General features: G+C 69.4%; 16 protein-coding genes. All 16 read left to right on the top strand.

Annotated features, from left to right (window positions below; translation table 11 throughout):
* Positions 1-2 precede the first annotated feature (2 nt).
* The 16 genes from fmt (at position 3) to ABD655_RS08725 (ending at position 16847) form a co-directional block, all read left to right on the top strand.
* Positions 3-932, top strand: a complete 930-nt coding sequence (gene fmt, locus ABD655_RS08800) for a methionyl-tRNA formyltransferase (RefSeq protein WP_344713273.1) — start codon at positions 3-5, stop codon at positions 930-932.
* Entirely contained in the window at positions 929-2293 is a 1365-nt protein-coding gene (locus ABD655_RS08795) for an RsmB/NOP family class I SAM-dependent RNA methyltransferase (RefSeq protein WP_344713272.1), read from the top strand. The genes fmt and ABD655_RS08795 overlap by 4 nt, the downstream gene beginning before the upstream one ends.
* Positions 2294-2383: 90 nt before the next feature.
* Positions 2384-3055 carry a ribulose-phosphate 3-epimerase gene (gene rpe / locus ABD655_RS08790; RefSeq protein WP_344713271.1) on the top strand — a complete coding sequence of 224 codons (672 nt, stop codon included), beginning with the start codon at positions 2384-2386 and terminating at the stop codon, positions 3053-3055.
* A 10-nt stretch (positions 3056-3065) separates the two neighbouring features.
* Positions 3066-3641, top strand: a complete 576-nt coding sequence (locus tag ABD655_RS08785) for a hypothetical protein (RefSeq protein WP_344713270.1) — start codon at positions 3066-3068, stop codon at positions 3639-3641.
* A 45-nt stretch (positions 3642-3686) separates the two neighbouring features.
* Positions 3687-3950, top strand: coding sequence for a phosphoribosyl-ATP diphosphatase (locus ABD655_RS08780; protein WP_344713268.1), 264 nt, complete (start codon positions 3687-3689; stop codon positions 3948-3950).
* Positions 3951-3993: 43 nt separating this feature from the next.
* Positions 3994-4836, top strand: a complete 843-nt coding sequence (hisG, locus tag ABD655_RS08775) for an ATP phosphoribosyltransferase (RefSeq protein WP_344715769.1) — start codon at positions 3994-3996, stop codon at positions 4834-4836.
* A gap of 2 nt (positions 4837-4838) precedes the next feature.
* Positions 4839-5603, top strand: coding sequence for an imidazole glycerol phosphate synthase subunit HisF (gene hisF, locus ABD655_RS08770; protein WP_344713266.1), 765 nt, complete (start codon positions 4839-4841; stop codon positions 5601-5603).
* Positions 5600-5959, top strand: coding sequence for a phosphoribosyl-AMP cyclohydrolase (gene hisI / locus ABD655_RS08765; RefSeq protein ID WP_344713264.1), 360 nt, complete (start codon positions 5600-5602; stop codon positions 5957-5959). The genes hisF and hisI overlap by 4 nt, the downstream gene beginning before the upstream one ends.
* Positions 5956-6576 (top strand): Trp biosynthesis-associated membrane protein, encoded by a 621-nt coding sequence (locus tag ABD655_RS08760; protein WP_344713262.1) that lies wholly within the window; start codon positions 5956-5958, stop codon positions 6574-6576. The genes hisI and ABD655_RS08760 overlap by 4 nt, the downstream gene beginning before the upstream one ends.
* A 35-nt stretch (positions 6577-6611) precedes the next feature.
* Positions 6612-6842 carry a DUF6704 family protein gene (locus ABD655_RS08755; RefSeq protein ID WP_344713260.1) on the top strand — a complete coding sequence of 77 codons (231 nt, stop codon included), beginning with the start codon at positions 6612-6614 and terminating at the stop codon, positions 6840-6842.
* A gap of 35 nt (positions 6843-6877) precedes the next feature.
* Positions 6878-7654: an indole-3-glycerol phosphate synthase TrpC gene (trpC, locus tag ABD655_RS08750; RefSeq protein WP_344715768.1), complete on the top strand. Its 777-nt coding sequence runs from the start codon at positions 6878-6880 to the stop codon at positions 7652-7654.
* Entirely contained in the window at positions 7651-8922 is a 1272-nt protein-coding gene (trpB, locus tag ABD655_RS08745; RefSeq protein ID WP_344713258.1) for a tryptophan synthase subunit beta, read from the top strand. Before trpC ends, trpB begins: the two co-directional genes overlap by 4 nt.
* Positions 8919-9716 carry a tryptophan synthase subunit alpha gene (trpA, locus tag ABD655_RS08740; RefSeq protein ID WP_344713256.1) on the top strand — a complete coding sequence of 266 codons (798 nt, stop codon included), beginning with the start codon at positions 8919-8921 and terminating at the stop codon, positions 9714-9716. Before trpB ends, trpA begins: the two co-directional genes overlap by 4 nt.
* Before the next feature lie 10 nt (positions 9717-9726).
* Positions 9727-10704, top strand: coding sequence for a prolipoprotein diacylglyceryl transferase (lgt, locus tag ABD655_RS08735; protein WP_344713255.1), 978 nt, complete (start codon positions 9727-9729; stop codon positions 10702-10704).
* Between the two features lie 82 nt (positions 10705-10786).
* Entirely contained in the window at positions 10787-15388 is a 4602-nt protein-coding gene (gltB, locus tag ABD655_RS08730; RefSeq protein WP_446685847.1) for a glutamate synthase large subunit, read from the top strand.
* Entirely contained in the window at positions 15381-16847 is a 1467-nt protein-coding gene (locus tag ABD655_RS08725; protein ID WP_344713254.1) for a glutamate synthase subunit beta, read from the top strand. Before gltB ends, ABD655_RS08725 begins: the two co-directional genes overlap by 8 nt.
* Positions 16848-16871 lie beyond the last annotated feature (24 nt).

Here is a 16871-nt window from a genome sequence, read left to right as displayed (position 1 = left end):
CCATGCGCCTCGTCTTCGCCGGCACACCCGATGCCGCAGTTCCCTCGCTGCGCCTGCTCGCGGCATCCGAGCACGAGATCGTGACCGTCGTCACCCGCCGGGACGCCCCCGTGGGCCGCAAGCGGGTGATCACGCCTTCCCCCGTGGCTTCCGCGGCCCAGGAGCTCGGGATCCCGACGATCCGCACGGATCGGCTGGACGCCGAAGCGACAGCACAGATCGCGGCACTGGAACCCGACCTCGGCGTGATCGTGGCGTACGGCGGTCTGGTTCGCGAACCCTTGCTGTCCGCGCCGGCCCGCGGCTGGATCAACCTGCATTTCTCGCTGCTCCCGCGCTGGCGAGGCGCGGCGCCGGTGCAGCACGCTCTGATCGCGGGGGACCCCGTGACGGGCGCGGCCGTGTTCCAGCTCGTGCCCGCGCTCGACGCGGGAGACGTGTACGCCGCGCGCGAGTACGCCGTTCCGGACGGCGCGACCGCCGGCGACGTGCTGAGTACGCTGTCCGTCGAGGGAGCCACGCTGCTGCACGAGGTGGTCGATGCGATCGCCGCAGGCGCCGCGCGGGCGACCCCGCAAACGGGGGTCGCGACGCTCGCCCCGAAGCTCGGCGACGAGGACGGCCGGCTGCGATGGGACGAGTCCCGGGACGCGGTGCTGGCGCGCCTGCACGGAGTGACCCCCGAGCCCGGCGCACACACGACGTTCGACGGCGCACGGGTGAAGATCCTCGCCGCAAGCGAAGCACCCGAGAACGCACCGCACCTCGAGCCGGGGGCGGTTGCCACGCACGGTGGCGTCGTCCTGGTCGGCACCGCCACCGATCCGGTCACGCTCGACCGGGTCCAACCCGCCGGAAAGGCCCCCATGAACCCTGCAGACTGGTGGCGCGGTCGCCGCGACGCGGGCACCCCGCCTCGGGCCGGCTCGTGAGCTCCGCGGACACCTCCCGGCGGGTCGCCTTCGAGACGATCCGCGCGGTGAACGAGTCGGACGCCTACGCGAATCTGCTGCTCCCGAAGGCCATCGCCCGAGCGGGGCTGAACACCGCGGACGCCGCACTGGCCACCGAACTGACCTACGGCACGCTGCGGCGCCAGGGCACCTACGACGCCGTCATCCAGATCGCTGCGGACCGCGGCATCCAGGAGATCGACCCGGCGGTGCTGGATGCCCTCCGTCTGGGCGTGCACCAGCTGCTCTCGACGCGCGTCGCTTCGCACGCGGCGGTGAACGAGTCCGTCGAACTGGCCCGCAGTGCCGGCAGCCGCGGCGCCTCGGGTTTCGCCAACGCCGTGCTGCGCCGGGTGTCGCGGGACACGCCGGGGGAGTGGATGTCGCGGGTCGCTGCCAGCGCGCGTTCCGACGACGAACGCCTCGGGCTGGTCCACTCGCACCCGGTGTGGGTCGTCCGGGCGTTCCGACGGGCGCTGGCGGCCGAAGGTCGCGCGGACGAGCTCGAGGCCCTCCTGACCGCGGACAACGCGGCGCCCCGCGTCACGATGGCGGCGTTGCCCGGCCTCGCCGAACTGCCTGAGGACGCGCGGCACACGCCGTACTCGCCGTTCGGATTCCGGCTCGGCGGCGGCGACCCCGAGCGACTCGTCCGCGAGTCGGGCGGTACGGTCCGCGTGCAGGATGAAGGCTCTCAGCTCGCGGCTCTGGCGCTGACCCGGGCCCTTCCCGCTCAGCCGGGGGAGGTGTGGCTGGACCTCTGCGCCGGTCCGGGAGGCAAGACGGCGGTGCTGGCCGCCGAGGCCCTGCAGGTGGGGGCGCGCGTAGAGGCGAACGAGGTCTCGCACGCGCGCGCTGGCCTGGTGCGGCAGGCGATCTCCGGCATCCCGCTCGAGGTGCCGGTGTCGGAGGAGGACGGACGGGTGCGGCCGGGTGCCGGCGCCTACGACCGGATCCTGGTCGACGCGCCATGCACCGGACTCGGCGCTCTGCGCCGACGGCCCGAAGCGCGGTGGCGCAAATCCCCGGCCGACGTCGCCGAATTGACGCAGCTGCAGGGGGAGCTCCTCCTTTCGGCGATCGGCGGTCTGCGCTCCGGCGGCGTGGTCGCGTACGTCACCTGCTCGCCGCACCTGGGTGAGACCGCGGGAGTCGTCAGCGAAGTGCAACGCGCCTTCGGAGGTTCGCTCGAAGAGCTCGACGCCCGCGAGGTGCTCCGAGCCATCTCGGGCGCCGAACCGGATCTCCCCGCCCAGAAGGACGGCTCCGGTCGGGCGCAGCTGTGGCCGCACCGCCACAACACGGATGCGATGTCCATCACGCTGCTGCGGCGGCCCTGACCGTGACCGGCGTGGGTGCGTCAGGCGCTCGACCATAATGGACGCGTGCACAGCCTTGAGGAAGACCGAGACCAACGACGTGCGGGGACTATGAGCGCGGTGCGCATCAACCCGAGCATCCTGGCCGCCGATTTCGCGAACATGCAGGCGGAACTGGCGCGCATCGCCGGCGCGGATTTCGTCCACGTGGACATCATGGACAACCATTTCGTGCCGAACCTGACCTTCGGGCCCCAGATGGTCGCGCGCATCCAGGACACCAGTCCCGTCCCCCTGGACGTGCACCTGATGATCGACCAGCCCGAGCGGTGGGCTCCCGAATACGCCGAGCTCGGCGCCGCCTCCGTCACCTTCCACCTCGAGGCGGCGACCGATCCGGTCGCGCTCGCACGCCGCCTGCGTGCCATCGGCGCCCGCGCCGGGATCGCCGTCAAGCCGGCCACGCCGATCGAGGGGCTGTTCGACGTGCTCGACGAGTTCGACCAGATCCTCGTGATGACGGTCGAACCCGGATTCGGCGGTCAGTCGTTCATGCCCGAGACGATGCCGAAGCTGCGTCTGCTCTCCGACGAGGCCCGCCGCCGCGGCTCCGCGGTCTGGCTGCAGGTCGACGGCGGGATCAGCGAGTCCACGATCGCACAGGCCGCCGAAGCCGGGGCGGACACGTTCGTCGCCGGCTCCGCCGTCTTCGGGGCTGCCGATCCCGACACCGCGATCTCGGCACTGCGGACCACTGCGGCGCGTCACCGACACGCGCACTGAAAGGACAGCGATGGAGTCGGTCCCCCCACCTCCCGACGAGCCGGCGAGCCGGGCGGCCGCGCCCGTCCCGCCTGCGACGAGTGCTCTGCGGGCGGCCGCGGCCAGACCGGCGCGTCACGTGCTCAGCGCCTACAGCGGCGAGCACGGGGTCTACGGCATCGTCCTGGTGACCGCGCTGATCGCCGTGGGGTGGAATGACGACACCGACCTCGAGGTGCTCCTGTTCGTCGTCGGCACCGTCCTGGTGTTCTGGCTCGCGCACATCTACGCGTCCGTCGTCGCCAGCCGCGCCGCGGCGCCGCCCGTGCCCCTGCGGACCGCACTGAGCCACGGCATCCGCCACACGTACGGCATGCTCGTCGCGATGCTGATCCCGGCGCTGCTGCTGTCTCTGGGGGCGCTTGGAATCGTCGAGGAGTACACCGCGTACTTTCTCGCGCTCGGCAGTGGCATCGTGCTGCTGGCGCTGATCGGGTACGCCAACGCGGCCCGCAACGGCAGCACATGGGGCTGGCGACTGGCCGGCATCGCCTCGACGACGCTCCTCGGGGCGCTGGTGATCGGGCTGAGCATCATCGCCCACTGAGCCCCGGCGGCGCTCGGGCACGCCCCGGTTCGGTACCCTGGCAATGTGAAGACGTTCGACACGCTGTTCGCGGAGCTGGCTGACAAGGCCGCCACCCGACCCGACGGATCGGGAACCGTGGCGCAGCTTGACGCAGGCGTCCACGCGATCGGCAAGAAGATCGTCGAAGAAGCGGCCGAAGTCTGGATGGCTGCCGAGTACGAGTCGACGGATGCCGCGGCTGAGGAGATCTCGCAGCTGCTGTATCACCTGCAGGTCCTGATGCTCGCGAAGGGCCTCAGCCTCGAAGATGTCTACCGACATCTCTGAGCCGCACCCCGCCGACCGCCCCGAATCCGAAAGCTCCTCCGCCATGCTGCGAATCGCCGTGCCGAACAAGGGGTCGCTCGCCGACACCGCCGCCGAGATGCTCCAAGAGGCGGGATACACCGGCCGGCGCGACCCGAAGGACCTCCACGTCATCGACCCGGCCAACGAGGTCGAGTTCTTCTACCTGCGCCCCAAGGACATCGCGACCTACGTCGGCTCTCGCGCGCTGGATGTGGGCATCACCGGACGCGACCTGCTGCTGGATGCGAGGATGCCCGGCGCGCGCGAGATCGAGGCGCTCGGCTTCGGCGAGTCGACGTTCCGCTTCGCCTCGCCTCCCGGTGCCTTCACAGCCGTGGAGGATCTCGAGGGCGTCCGTGTCGCGACCGCCTACCCGGGACTGGTGGACGGCTTCCTCGACGAGCGGGGCGTCGCCGTTGATCTCGTCCCCCTCGACGGCGCCGTCGAGTCGGCTGTGCGCCTGGGCGTGGCGGATGCCGTCGCCGATGTCGTCTCGACCGGCACCACCCTGCGCCAGGCCGGGCTGGAGATCTTCGGTCCGGTGATCCTGCAGTCCGAGGCCGTGCTGATCGGCGCGCCGGAAGAGGTCGACGGCACCCAGACTCTGCTGCGCAGGCTGCGCGGGGTGATGGTCGCGCGCCGCTACGTGCTGATCGATTACGACCTTCCCGTGCATCTGATCGACGCCGCCGTGGCGATCGCACCCGGCATCGAGTCGCCGACGATCTCTCCGTTGCGCGACCCGGAATGGGTCGCGGTGCGCGTGATGAGCGCACGCAAGGACGTGAACCTGGTGATGGACGCGCTGTACGCCATCGGCGCACGGGCGATCCTCGTGACGGCCATCCACAACGCGAGGCTGTAGCGATGGCGCTTGTGTGCCGAGTCATCCCGTGCCTGGACGTCGCGGCAGGACGCGTCGTCAAGGGCGTGAACTTCGAGAACCTGCGAGACATGGGCGATCCCGTCGAGCTCGCGCGCGAATACTTCGCCCAGGGTGCCGACGAGCTGACGTTCCTGGATGTCACCGCCACGGTCGATGAGCGAGCCACGACCTACGACGTGGTGCGGCGCACGGCCGAAGAGGTCTTCATTCCCCTCACCGTCGGCGGAGGCGTCCGCTCGGCGGACGATGTGGCACGCCTGCTGGGGGTCGGCGCCGACAAGGTGGGCGTGAACTCCGCGGCGATCGCGCGGCCCGATCTGGTCACGGAGATCGCGGATCGCTTCGGCGCGCAGGTGCTCGTTCTGTCGCTGGATGTGAAACGCGCGCCCGGTACGCACTCCGGCTTCGTGGTCACGACGCACGGCGGCCGCACGCTGACCTCGCTGGATGCAGTGGACTGGGCACGTGAGGCCATCGAACGCGGCGCGGGGGAGCTGCTGGTCAACTCGATCGACGCCGACGGCACGAAGACGGGATTCGACCTGGAACTGGTCGCTCTCATGCGCGAGGTCTCGAGCGTGCCGGTGATCGCGTCCGGCGGAGCGGGCCGCGCCGAGGACTTCGCACCGGCCATCCATGCCGGTGCCGACGCTGTGCTGGCCGCCAGTGTCTTCCATTCCGGTCAACTGACCGTCGGCGAGGTGAAGGCCGCGATGGCGGCCGCAGGGATCGAGGTGCGGAAATGACCGAGACCGTGGACGACCGCATCGCGCGGGTCACCTTCACCGCGGACGGGCTGGTGGCCGCGATCATCCAGCAGTGGGACACGCGCGAAGTCCTCATGCTGGGGTGGATGGATGCCGAGGCACTGCGCCGCACGCTCACATCAGGCCGCGTGACGTTCTGGTCCCGCTCTCGCGGGGAGTACTGGCGAAAGGGCGACACGTCGGGGAACATCCAACTCGTCCGCAGCGCACGGCTGGACTGCGACGGCGATGCCATCCTCGTCGAAGTCGACCAGGTCGGCCCGGCGTGCCACACCGGCACACGCACATGCTTCGACGCCGACGACCTGCGCGCCGTCGCGGGCCCGTCCCGATGAACCGGCGCGCGCGCCTCATCGCGGTTCTCACCACGCTGGCCGTCGGTGCGATGGGCGTGATCTCCTCCACGCAGACGTGGCTGGTCGCCACCCTGGACGACGGCGCCCAGCACACCCTCACCGTCGCCGGCGCGGCGGCGGTGCCCGTCCTCACACCGCTCAGCCTGGCCGTGCTGGCGCTCGGCGCCGCCTTGTCGATCGTGGGCCTCGTGCTTCGGATCGTCTTCGGCGCCCTGACCGTGGCCATCGCCGTCCTCCTGGGATGGCTGAGCGCGCTGATCGCCGTCCAGAGCCCGATCAGTGCCGTCGCCTCCACCGTCACGACCGCCACCGGGATCACGGGTGAGGATGCCGTCGCCGAAATGGTGTCATCCGTCACCGCGACAGCGTGGCCCGGCCTCACCGTGGCCTGCTGCATCGTGCTGCTCGCCGCCGGGCTCTTCACGCTCGTGTCCGCCCGCACGTGGAGCAGGAGCGGCCGCAAGTACGACGCCGACGCGGTCGCCTCCGCGCCCACTGCAGGAACGGCATCCCGCCCGTTCGACGCCATCGACTCGTGGGACGACATGTCCCGCGGCGCCGACCCGACCGCGGGGCCGACTGCCGGACCCCGCTAGACTTGCCGCACCCGCGCTATCTCGGAGGAAATTCAATGAGCAACCCCATCGGCGACCCCGGTCACGGACACTCGCCTGCCGCATGGACCGCCGTCATCATCATGCTCGCGGCGGTCTCGCTCGGCACGGTCGCCTACTGGTTCGACGTGGTGTGGCTGGTGTGGGCATCCGCTGGGCTCCTCGTCGTCGGCGCGCTCGTCGGCTGGGCCCTTGCCAAGGCGGGTTGGGGCGTCAACGGCGCGAAGTACACGCCGAAAGAGCATTGAACACTCGTGCTGAGCAATCGCACGTGAGTCGGAGCATGCTCGCCGACCTGACGGCCGGCGCGGTTGAGGACGCCGAGGCGCGCGCCTCGACTCGGCCCCTCGCCGTCGTGGAACAGGCGGCTCTCGCGCAACCCGCCGCACGGGATGCGCTGACATTCCTCGCTCCCGCCCCCCGTGTGAAGATCATCGCGGAAGTCAAGCGAGCCAGCCCCTCGCGCGGCGATCTCGCGACGATCCCGGACCCCGCGCTGCAGGCCCGCCTGTACGAGCAGGGCGGTGCGGCCACGATCTCGGTGCTCACCGAGGGCCGGCGGTTCAAGGGCAGCCTCGCCGATCTCGAGGCCGTGCACGCGGCGGTGGCGCTGCCTGTGCTGCGCAAGGACTTCATCGCCACCGAGTACCAGGTGCTCGAGGCGCGGGCATCCGGCGCTGATCTGGTGCTGCTGATCGTCGCCGCGCTCGAGCAGGACGTGCTCGAGCGCCTGCACGCCCTGACGATCCAGCTCGGCATGACGCCGCTGGTGGAGACGCACTCCGCCGAAGAGGTCGCTCGAGCAGCCGATATCGGCGCCCGCCTGATCGGCGTGAACGCACGCGACCTCTCGACATTCGCGCTCGACCGCGACCTGTTCGGGCGCCTGGCCGACCGCATCCCCGCCGACGCGATCAAGATCGCGGAGTCTGCGGTGCTGGCGCCGGCGGACGTCGCCCACTACCGAGCCGCCGGCGCCGACGTGGTGCTCATCGGCGAAGCCCTGGTGACGGGGGATCCCGTCGCCACCCTGACTGCTTTCCTGGAGGCTGGATCATGAGTCTGCGCGAGGCACCCGGACCCTATTTCGGTGAGTTCGGCGGGCGCTTCATGCCCGAGTCGCTCATCGCCGCGATCGACGAGCTCACGGCCGTCTACGAGGACGCCATGGCCGATCCCGCGTTCGAGGTCGAGCTGCTCGGCCTGCTGCACTCGTACGCCGGAAGGCCGTCGGCGCTGACCGAAGTGCCCCGGTTCGCCGCACACGCCGGCGGGGGGCGGATCTTCCTCAAGCGCGAGGATCTGAACCACACGGGCTCGCACAAGATCAACAACGTGCTCGGCCAGGCGCTGCTGACCAAGCGCCTCGGCAAGACGCGGGTGATCGCCGAGACCGGGGCGGGCCAGCACGGCGTTGCGACGGCCACCGCCGCCGCGCTCTTCGGCTTCGACTGCACCATCTACATGGGCGAGGTGGACACGCAGCGCCAGGCGCTGAACGTCGCCCGTATGCGGCTGCTGGGCGCGGAGGTGATTCCGGTCACGACAGGATCGCGAACGCTCAAGGACGCGATCAACGACGCCTACCGCGATTGGGTCGCGAGCGTGGAGACCACGAACTACATCTTCGGAACCGCCGCGGGCCCGCACCCGTTCCCGGCGATGGTCCGGGACTTCCAGCGGATCATCGGCGAAGAGGCCCGCGCGCAGCTGCTCGACGAGATCGGCCGTCTTCCGGACGCCGTCTTCGCCTGCGTCGGCGGGGGATCCAACGCCATCGGCATGTTCGATGCGTTCCTGGACGACGAAGGAGTCGCGCTCTACGGCGTGGAAGCAGCCGGTGACGGCATCGACACTCCCCGGCACGCGGCATCCATCGAACGCGGTCGCCCCGGCGTCCTGCACGGCGCCAGAACGTTCGTGCTTCAGGACGAGGACGGCCAGACCATCGAGTCCCACTCGATCTCGGCCGGCCTGGACTACCCGGGCGTGGGCCCTGAGCATGCCTGGCTCGCATCGATCGGACGCGCCGAGTACATCCCGGCGACCGACGACGAAGCCATGCAGGCCCTGCGGCTGCTGTCCGAGACGGAGGGCATCATTCCCGCCATCGAGTCCGCGCACGCCCTCGCCGGTGCCATCCGCATCGGTCGTGAGCTCGGCCCCGATGCGGTGATCGCGATCTGCCTGTCCGGACGCGGCGACAAGGACATGGACACCGCGGCGCGCTACTTCGAGCTCTACGACGCCAATGCGGCGCTGGAGGGTCCGCCGGTCGCGACCCCGGCCCCGGCCGAAGAAGCCAAGGGCGAGGGGACGAAGCTGTGACCTCACGCGTATCGGCCGCGATCGACGCCGCGCACGCGGACGGGCGCGGGGCATTCGTCGCGTACCTCCCACTGGGCTTCCCCGACCTGCAGACCAGCATCGATGCCGCGGTCACTCTCGCCGAGAACGGTGTGGACGTGCTCGAGCTCGGCCCCCCGTACTCGGACCCCGTCATGGACGGGACCGTCATCCAAGAGGCGACCCAGACCGCTCTGGCGGCAGGCTTCCGCCTGCAGGACACCTTCACCGCGATGCGTGAGATCACTCGCCGCGTCGACGTACCCGTTCTGGTGATGTCGTACTGGAACCCGGTGATGCAGTACGGCGTGGACCGCTACGCCGATGATCTCCTGGCCGCGGGCGGTGCCGGGCTCATCACGCCGGACATCACCCCCGACGCCGCCGCGGACTGGATCGCCGCGAGCGAGCGCACCGGTCTGGATCGCGTGTTCCTGGCCGCACCGACGTCCACCGATGAGCGTCTCGACCTGATCATCGAGGCATCCACCGGTTTCGTCTACACAGTGTCGACCATGGGCATCACCGGAGAACGCGCACAGCTGGATGCCGCGGCCCGCCGTCTGGTGGAGAGGCTTCGTGTCCGCGGCTCGGCCTCCCTGCGCACGTGCGTCGGAGTCGGCATCTCCACGGCCGAGCAGGTCAGCGGTGTGCTCGCCTATGCCGATGGCGCGATCGTCGGCACGGCGCTCGTGCGCGCGCTCCGCGACGGCGGCCTGGAGGGCCTGGCCGAGACGGCTCGAGCCCTGTCTGCAGGCACGCGACGCCGCGCCTAGACTCGTACGCATGTTGTTCGCCACCACGAGCGCGGTCCACGGTGTGCTCGCCAGCATCCCCAGCCCGACGGTCAGCTATTTCGACATCGGACCCCTGCGGATCCACATCTACGCGCTGTGCATCATCGCGGGCATCATCGCCGCCGTCCTGCTCACGAACTGGCGCCTGACCCGTCGCGGAGCCGAGCCCTGGGTCGTGATCGACATCTGCCTCATCGCGGTGCCGCTGGGCATCATCGGAGCGCGGATCTTCCACGTCCTCACCCATCCCGGGTTCTACTTCGGCGAGGGCACGGACTTCTGGGCGATCTTCCGCATCTGGGAGGGCGGCATCGCGATCTACGGCGCCCTGATCGGCGGCGCCATCGGAGCCTGGCTCGGCTGCCGGTGGACCGGCATCCGGTTCTGGACCTTCGCCGACGCCCTCGCGCCGGGGCTGCTGCTCGCGCAAGCGATGGGACGCTTCGGCAACTGGTTCAACCAGGAGCTGTTCGGCCTGCCCACGGACCTGCCCTGGGGCCTGGAGATCGACAGCGACAACGCGGCCTTCCCCGCGGGTCTGGCGCCCGGCACCCTCTTTCACCCGACTTTCCTGTACGAGGTGATCTGGAACACGCTCGGCGTGCTGTTCCTGCTGTGGGTCGGCCACAGATTCCGTCTGCAGTGGGGCCGGCTGTTCGGCCTCTACCTCGTCTGGTACAGCGCGGGCCGCATCGTGTGGGAGTCGATCCGCCTCGACCCCAGCGAGATCATCCTCGGGCTGCGCAGCAACGTCTGGGCGGCGATCATCGGTGTCGTCCTCGGTCTGGTCATCTTCTTCCTCCAGAAGAAGCGGCATCCGGGGCTGGAGGCGTCGCCGTACGTCCGCGGCCGCGAATGGTCGCCTCCGGGCACTGTACAATCGCAAGGCGACTTCGTCGACGTCAGCGAACCACCGGCCGACGAACTCGCTCCGGGCACCGCCACAAGCACAGTCGCCTCGAAGTAGCGTTTCACCGCATGGTGAACCGGCTGCCGTAATTCAGGGCCGACGTCGTCCCATCTTGAGCATCGATGTGAGGACGGTAGGTATGTCTTCGAGCCTTGGTCTTGAAAGGCACGAGCCCGGAACCGCCGAGCACGCCTTCGGCACGCTTCCGCCGAAGCAGGGAATGTACAACCCTGCCTTCGAGAAGGACGCCTGCGGGCTTGCCATGGTGGCGACCCTGCGCGGGGAGGCGGGGCACGACATCATCGACCTCGCGCTGACTGCGCTGCGCAACCTCGAGCACCGCGGCGCGATCGGCTCCGACGCGGGAACCGGTGACGGTGCCGGCATCCTCACTCAGATGCCCGACGCCTTCCTCCGCGCAGTCGTGGACTTCGTGTTGCCGCCGGTGGGCGAGTACGCCGCCGGCATGATCTTCCTGCCCCGGGACGAGGAGCTCCGCCAGGCAGAGAAGGCGGGAATCGAGCGGATCGCCGTGAGCGAGAACCTCGTCCTCCTCGGGTGGCGTGAGGTCCCGACCGCCGACGAGCACCTCGGCAAACTGGCGTTCGAAGCCCGGCCCGTCTTCGAGCAGCTGTTCGTCTCGCGTCCTGCTGTCGGCGAGGACGCGGCGTTGTCCGGTATCGCACTGGACCGCAGGGTCTTCCGGCTGCGCAAGCGCGCACGCAACGAGCTGGGTTCGTACATCGTCTCGCTCTCATCCCGCACGATCGGGTACAAGGGCATGGTCACAACCCTGCAGCTCGAACCGTTCTACCCCGACCTGCAGGACGAGCGATTCGCGTCCGAGCTCGCCGTGGTCCACTCCCGCTACTCGACCAACACCTTTCCGTCGTGGCCGCTGGCCCAGCCGCTGCGCATGCTTGCGCACAACGGCGAGATCAACACCGTGCGCGGCAACCGCAACTGGATGCGCGCCCGCCAGTCGCAGCTGGAATCCGAGCTGCTGGGGGACATCGATCCGCTGCTGCCGATCTGCACGGAGGGAGCGAGCGACTCCGCGTCGTTCGACGAGGTCCTCGAGCTGCTGACGCTCACCGGTCGCAGCCTTCCGCACGCGATCATGATGATGGTGCCGGAGGCCTACGAGAAGCAGGCGGACATCGATCCGAAGCTGCGCGCGTTCTACGACTACCACTCCATGCAGATGGAACCGTGGGACGGACCGGCGGCGCTCATCTTCACCGACGGCACGCTCGTGGGCGCCACGCTGGATCGCAACGGGCTGCGCCCGGGCCGCTGGACCGAGACCACCGATGGTCTGATCGTGATCGGCAGCGAGACGGGTGTGCTCGACTTCGCGCCGGAGCGGATCAAGCGCCGTGGACGCTTGCGCCCCGGCCGGATGTTCCTCGTCGACACGGCCGCGCGGCGCATCGTCGAAGAGGACGAGATCAAGGCGCAGTTGGCCGAGCAGGAACCGTGGGCCGAGTGGCTCGACGCGGGACGCGTGCGCCTGGCGGATCTGCCCGAGCGTGAGCACATCGTGCATCCGATCGCCTCCATCACCCGGCGCCAGCGCACGTTCGGCTACACCGAGGAAGAGGTGCGCATCCTCCTGACCCCGATGGGTCAGAACGGTGCCGAGCCGCTCGGGGCCATGGGCAGCGACACGCCTGTGGCCGTGCTCAGCGAGCGTCCCCGTCTGCTGTTCGACTACTTCACTCAGCAGTTCGCCCAGGTCACCAACCCGCCGCTGGACTCGATTCGCGAAGAGGTCGTCACCAGCCTCAAACTCGGCCTCGGCCCGGAGTCCAACCTGCTGTCCTGGGGACCCGAGCATGCTCGCTCGGTGACCCTGGACTTCCCCGTGATCGACAACGACGAGCTCGCGAAGATCCAGCACATCCAGCGCGCCCTGCCGGAGCGCTCCAGTGTGACGATCCGGGGGCTCTACCACTTCGACGCCGGCCCCGATCAGATGAGGCAGCGGCTCGAGGAGATGTGCGCCGAGGTCGACGACGCGATCGGCGACGGCGCGGAGTTCATCATCCTGTCCGACCGCGACTCGAACAAGGACCTCGTCCCGATCCCCTCGCTGCTGATGGTCTCGGCGATCCACCATCACCTGATCCGCCGCCAGAACCGCATGAAGGTCGGCCTGATCGTCGAAGCGGGGGATGTGCGCGAAGTCCACCACGTCGCCACGCTCATCGGCTACGGCGCGTCCGCGGTCAACCCGTACCTGGCGATGGAGACGGTGGAGTCGCTGGTGCGGACCGGCTACATCACCGGCATCCCCCCGCAGAAGGCGGTCAAGAACCTCATCTACGCGCTCGGCAAGGGCGTCCTGAAGATCATGTCGAAGATGGGCATATCGACGGTGTCCTCGTACGCCGGGGCCCAGGCTTTCGAGGCGATCGGTCTGAGCGAGGAGTTCGTGGACCGGTACTTCACCGGCACGGAGTCCAAGCTGGGAGGCATCGGCATCCAGCAGATCGCCACCGAGAATCAGGCCCGTCACGACTACGCGTATCCCGAGGACGCGGCGGTGCGCGCGCACGAACGACTGTGGACCGGCGGCGAATACCAGTGGCGCCGCGATGGCTCGCCGCACCTGTTCAACCCCGACACCGTGTTCCGCCTGCAGCACTCGACCCGCACGCGCCGCTACGACATCTTCCGCGAGTACACCAAGCTCGTCGATGACCAGGCGTCCGAGTTGAAGACGCTGCGTGGCATGTTCGCGCTGCGTTCCGGCGTGCGCTCGCCCATCCCGATCGACGAGGTGGAGCCGGTCTCCTCCATCGTGAAGCGGTTCTCGACGGGTGCGATGAGCTACGGCTCCATCTCCCAGGAGGCCCACGAGACGCTCGCGATCGCGATGAACCGGCTGGGCGGCAAGTCCAACACCGGTGAGGGCGGCGAAGACGTCGACCGCCTCCTCGACCCGGAGCGTCGCAGCGCGATCAAGCAGGTCGCCTCCGGCCGTTTCGGCGTGACCAGCCTGTACCTCACCAAGGCGGACGACATCCAGATCAAGCTCGCCCAGGGCGCCAAGCCCGGCGAAGGAGGTCAGCTGCCCCCGACGAAGGTCTATCCGTGGGTCGCCCGCACGCGGCACGCGACGGCCGGCGTCGGACTGATCTCGCCGCCGCCGCATCACGACATCTACTCGATCGAAGACCTCAAACAGCTGATCTTCGACCTCAAACGCGCCAACCCGAAGGCGCGCGTGCACGTGAAGCTCGTGAGTCAGTCCGGCATCGGCGCGGTCGCCGCCGGCACCGCGAAGGCTCTTGCCGACGTGATCCTGGTCTCCGGCCACGACGGCGGGACCGGGGCGAGCCCGCTCAACTCGCTCAAGCACGCGGGAACACCGTGGGAGCTCGGCCTGGCCGAGACCCAGCAGACCCTCATGCTGAACAACATGCGCGACCGGGTGGTGGTTCAGGTCGACGGCCAGCTCAAGACCGGTCGCGACGTCATCATCGGCGCGCTGCTGGGCGCCGAGGAGTTCGGCTTCGCGACGGCGCCGCTGGTGGTCTCGGGCTGCGTCATGATGCGCGTCTGCCACCTGGACACGTGCCCCGTCGGTGTCGCCACGCAGAATCCGGTCCTGCGGGAGCGATTCACCGGCAAGCCCGAGTTCGTCGTCAACTTCATGGAGTTCATCGCGCAGGAGGTTCGCGAGTACCTCGCCGAACTCGGATTCCGCTCGCTCGAAGAGGCGGTCGGACACCACGAGATGCTGGACATCAACGGCGCCGTGGAGCACTGGAAGGCCAGCGGGCTCGACCTCGCGCCGATCCTCGCCGGACCGGAGTTCGGCCCGGATCAGGCGCGGCACAACACCCGCTCGCAGCAGCACGAGCTGGACGCGCACTTCGACGTACCGCTCATCGAGGCGGCCCGCGATGTCATCGCCCACAGCGGCACCATCGCGTTCGACCTGCCGATCCGAAACACCGAGCGCGCGGTCGGCACCATGCTCGGCCACCACGTCACACTCGCCCATGGCGAGAACGGGATGCCGTCCGGATCGATCGTGGTCAACCTCACCGGGTCGGCCGGGCAGTCCTTCGGCGCCTTCATGCCCGCCGGGATCACCCTGCGTCTCGAAGGCGACTCCAACGACTACGTCGGCAAGGGTCTCTCGGGTGGTCAGATCGTGATCCGACCGCCACGCGGGGCGACCTTCGACGCCTCGAAGAACGTGATCGCCGGCAACGTGATCGGCTACGGCGCCACTCAGGGCACGATGTTCTTGCGCGGCGTCGTGGGGGAGCGGTTCTTCGTCCGCAACTCCGGCGCCACCGCGGTCGTGGAGGGCGTCGGCGACCACGCCCTGGAGTACATGACCGGCGGCCTGGCCGTCATCCTCGGCGCCACCGGCCGCAACCTGGGCGCGGGGATGTCCGGCGGCAGCGCCTACATCTACCGGCTCGATCCGACATTGGTGAACCATGACGCGCTGGCCACCGGAGAGCTGGAGCTCGCCGAGCTCGGCTCCGGGGATGCCGAAATCCTGCGGGACCTGCTTCAGCAGCACCTGACCGAGACGGACTCGACTCTCGCGGCATCGCTCCTCGGGAACTTCGACGCCGAACTGGACCACTTCGTTCGCGTCATGCCCCGCGACTACGCCGCGGTGCTGCTGACCCGTCAGGAGGCCGTCGCCGAGGGCCTCGACCCCGACGGCGACGTCGTCTGGACCCGCATCCTGGAGGTGACCGGTGGCTGACCCCAAAGGCTTTCTGAAGGTGACCGAGCGCGAACTGCCGCCCCGTCGGCCGGTGCCGGTGCGCATCATGGACTGGAAAGAGGTCTACGAGCCCGGCGATACCGCCGTCCTGCGTCGTCAGGCCGGCCGCTGCATGGACTGCGGCATCCCGTTCTGCCACAAGGGGTGCCCGCTGGGCAATCTCATCCCGGAGTGGAACGACCTCACCTGGCGCGGTGAGGGTCGGTCGGCGATCGAACGCCTGCACGCCACCAACAACTTCCCCGAGTTCACCGGCCGGCTCTGTCCCGCACCGTGCGAGAGCTCCTGCGTCCTCGGCATCAACCAGCCGGCCGTGACCATCAAGCAGATCGAAGTGTCGATCATCGACGAGGCGTTCGCGAGCGGCTGGGTCGAGCCGGAGCCGCCCGAGCGGCTCACAGGCAAGACGGTCGCCGTCGTCGGGTCGGGCCCGGCCGGACTCGCCGCCGCTCAGCAGCTCACGCGCGCCGGACACACGGTCGCCGTGTACGAGCGGGACGATCGGATCGGCGGACTCCTGCGTTACGGCATCCCCGATTTCAAGATGGAGAAGCGACACCTCGAGCACCGGCTGCGTCAGATGCAGGACGAGGGCACCCGCTTCCGCGCCGGCGTTCAGATCGGCACGGACATCACCTGGAACGACCTGCGGGCCAGATACGACGCCGTGGTGGTCGCGACCGGCGCCACGGTGCCGCGCGAACTGCCGATCCCCGGCCGCGACCTGGCCGGTGTCCACTTCGCGATGGAATTCCTCATCGAGTCGAACAAGGCGCTCGCGGGCGATGCGGTTCCGAACCAGATCACCGCTGCCGGCAAGCACGTCGTCGTCATCGGCGGCGGCGACACCGGCGCCGACTGCATCGGCACCGCCCATCGTCAGGGCGCGCTGAGCGTCACGAACCTCGCCATCGGCACGCAGCCTCCCGGGTCGCGTCCCGACCATCAGCCGTGGCCGATGTCGCCGACGCTGTTCGAGGTGTCCTCCGCCCACGAGGAGGGCGGTGAGCGGTCGTACCTGGCGTCGACCGTCGAGTTCCTCGGCAACCGCGGGGGAGAGGTGCGTGCCCTGCGCGTCGCCGAGACCGAGTTCGTGGATGGCCGCCGCGTACCCAAGAGCGGCACGGAGCGCGATATTCCGGCCGATCTGGTGCTGATCGCGATGGGCTTCACCGGGCCGGAGCGCACGTTCCTCGAGGATCAGCTCGGTGCGCAGTTCACGGCGCGCGGGAGTGTCGACCGAGAAGACGACTACCAGACGGCGACACCCGGCGTCTTCGTCGCCGGCGACGCGGGCCGCGGTCAGTCGCTGATCGTCTGGGCGATCGCGGAAGGTCGCGCGGCCGCGGCGAACGTGGACGAGTACCTGATGGGCGCGACCTCGCTGCCCTCGCCGGTGCGCCCGTCCGATGTCGCGATCGGCCTTCAGCCCGCGTAGGCTTGCCGCGGCAACTCTGCCAGA

It is taken from the genome of Microbacterium terregens (assembly GCF_039534975.1).
Lineage (GTDB): Bacteria > Actinomycetota > Actinomycetes > Actinomycetales > Microbacteriaceae > Microbacterium > Microbacterium terregens.
Note: the sequence above shows the minus strand (reverse complement) of the source record. Positions and strands in the feature narration are given on the sequence as shown.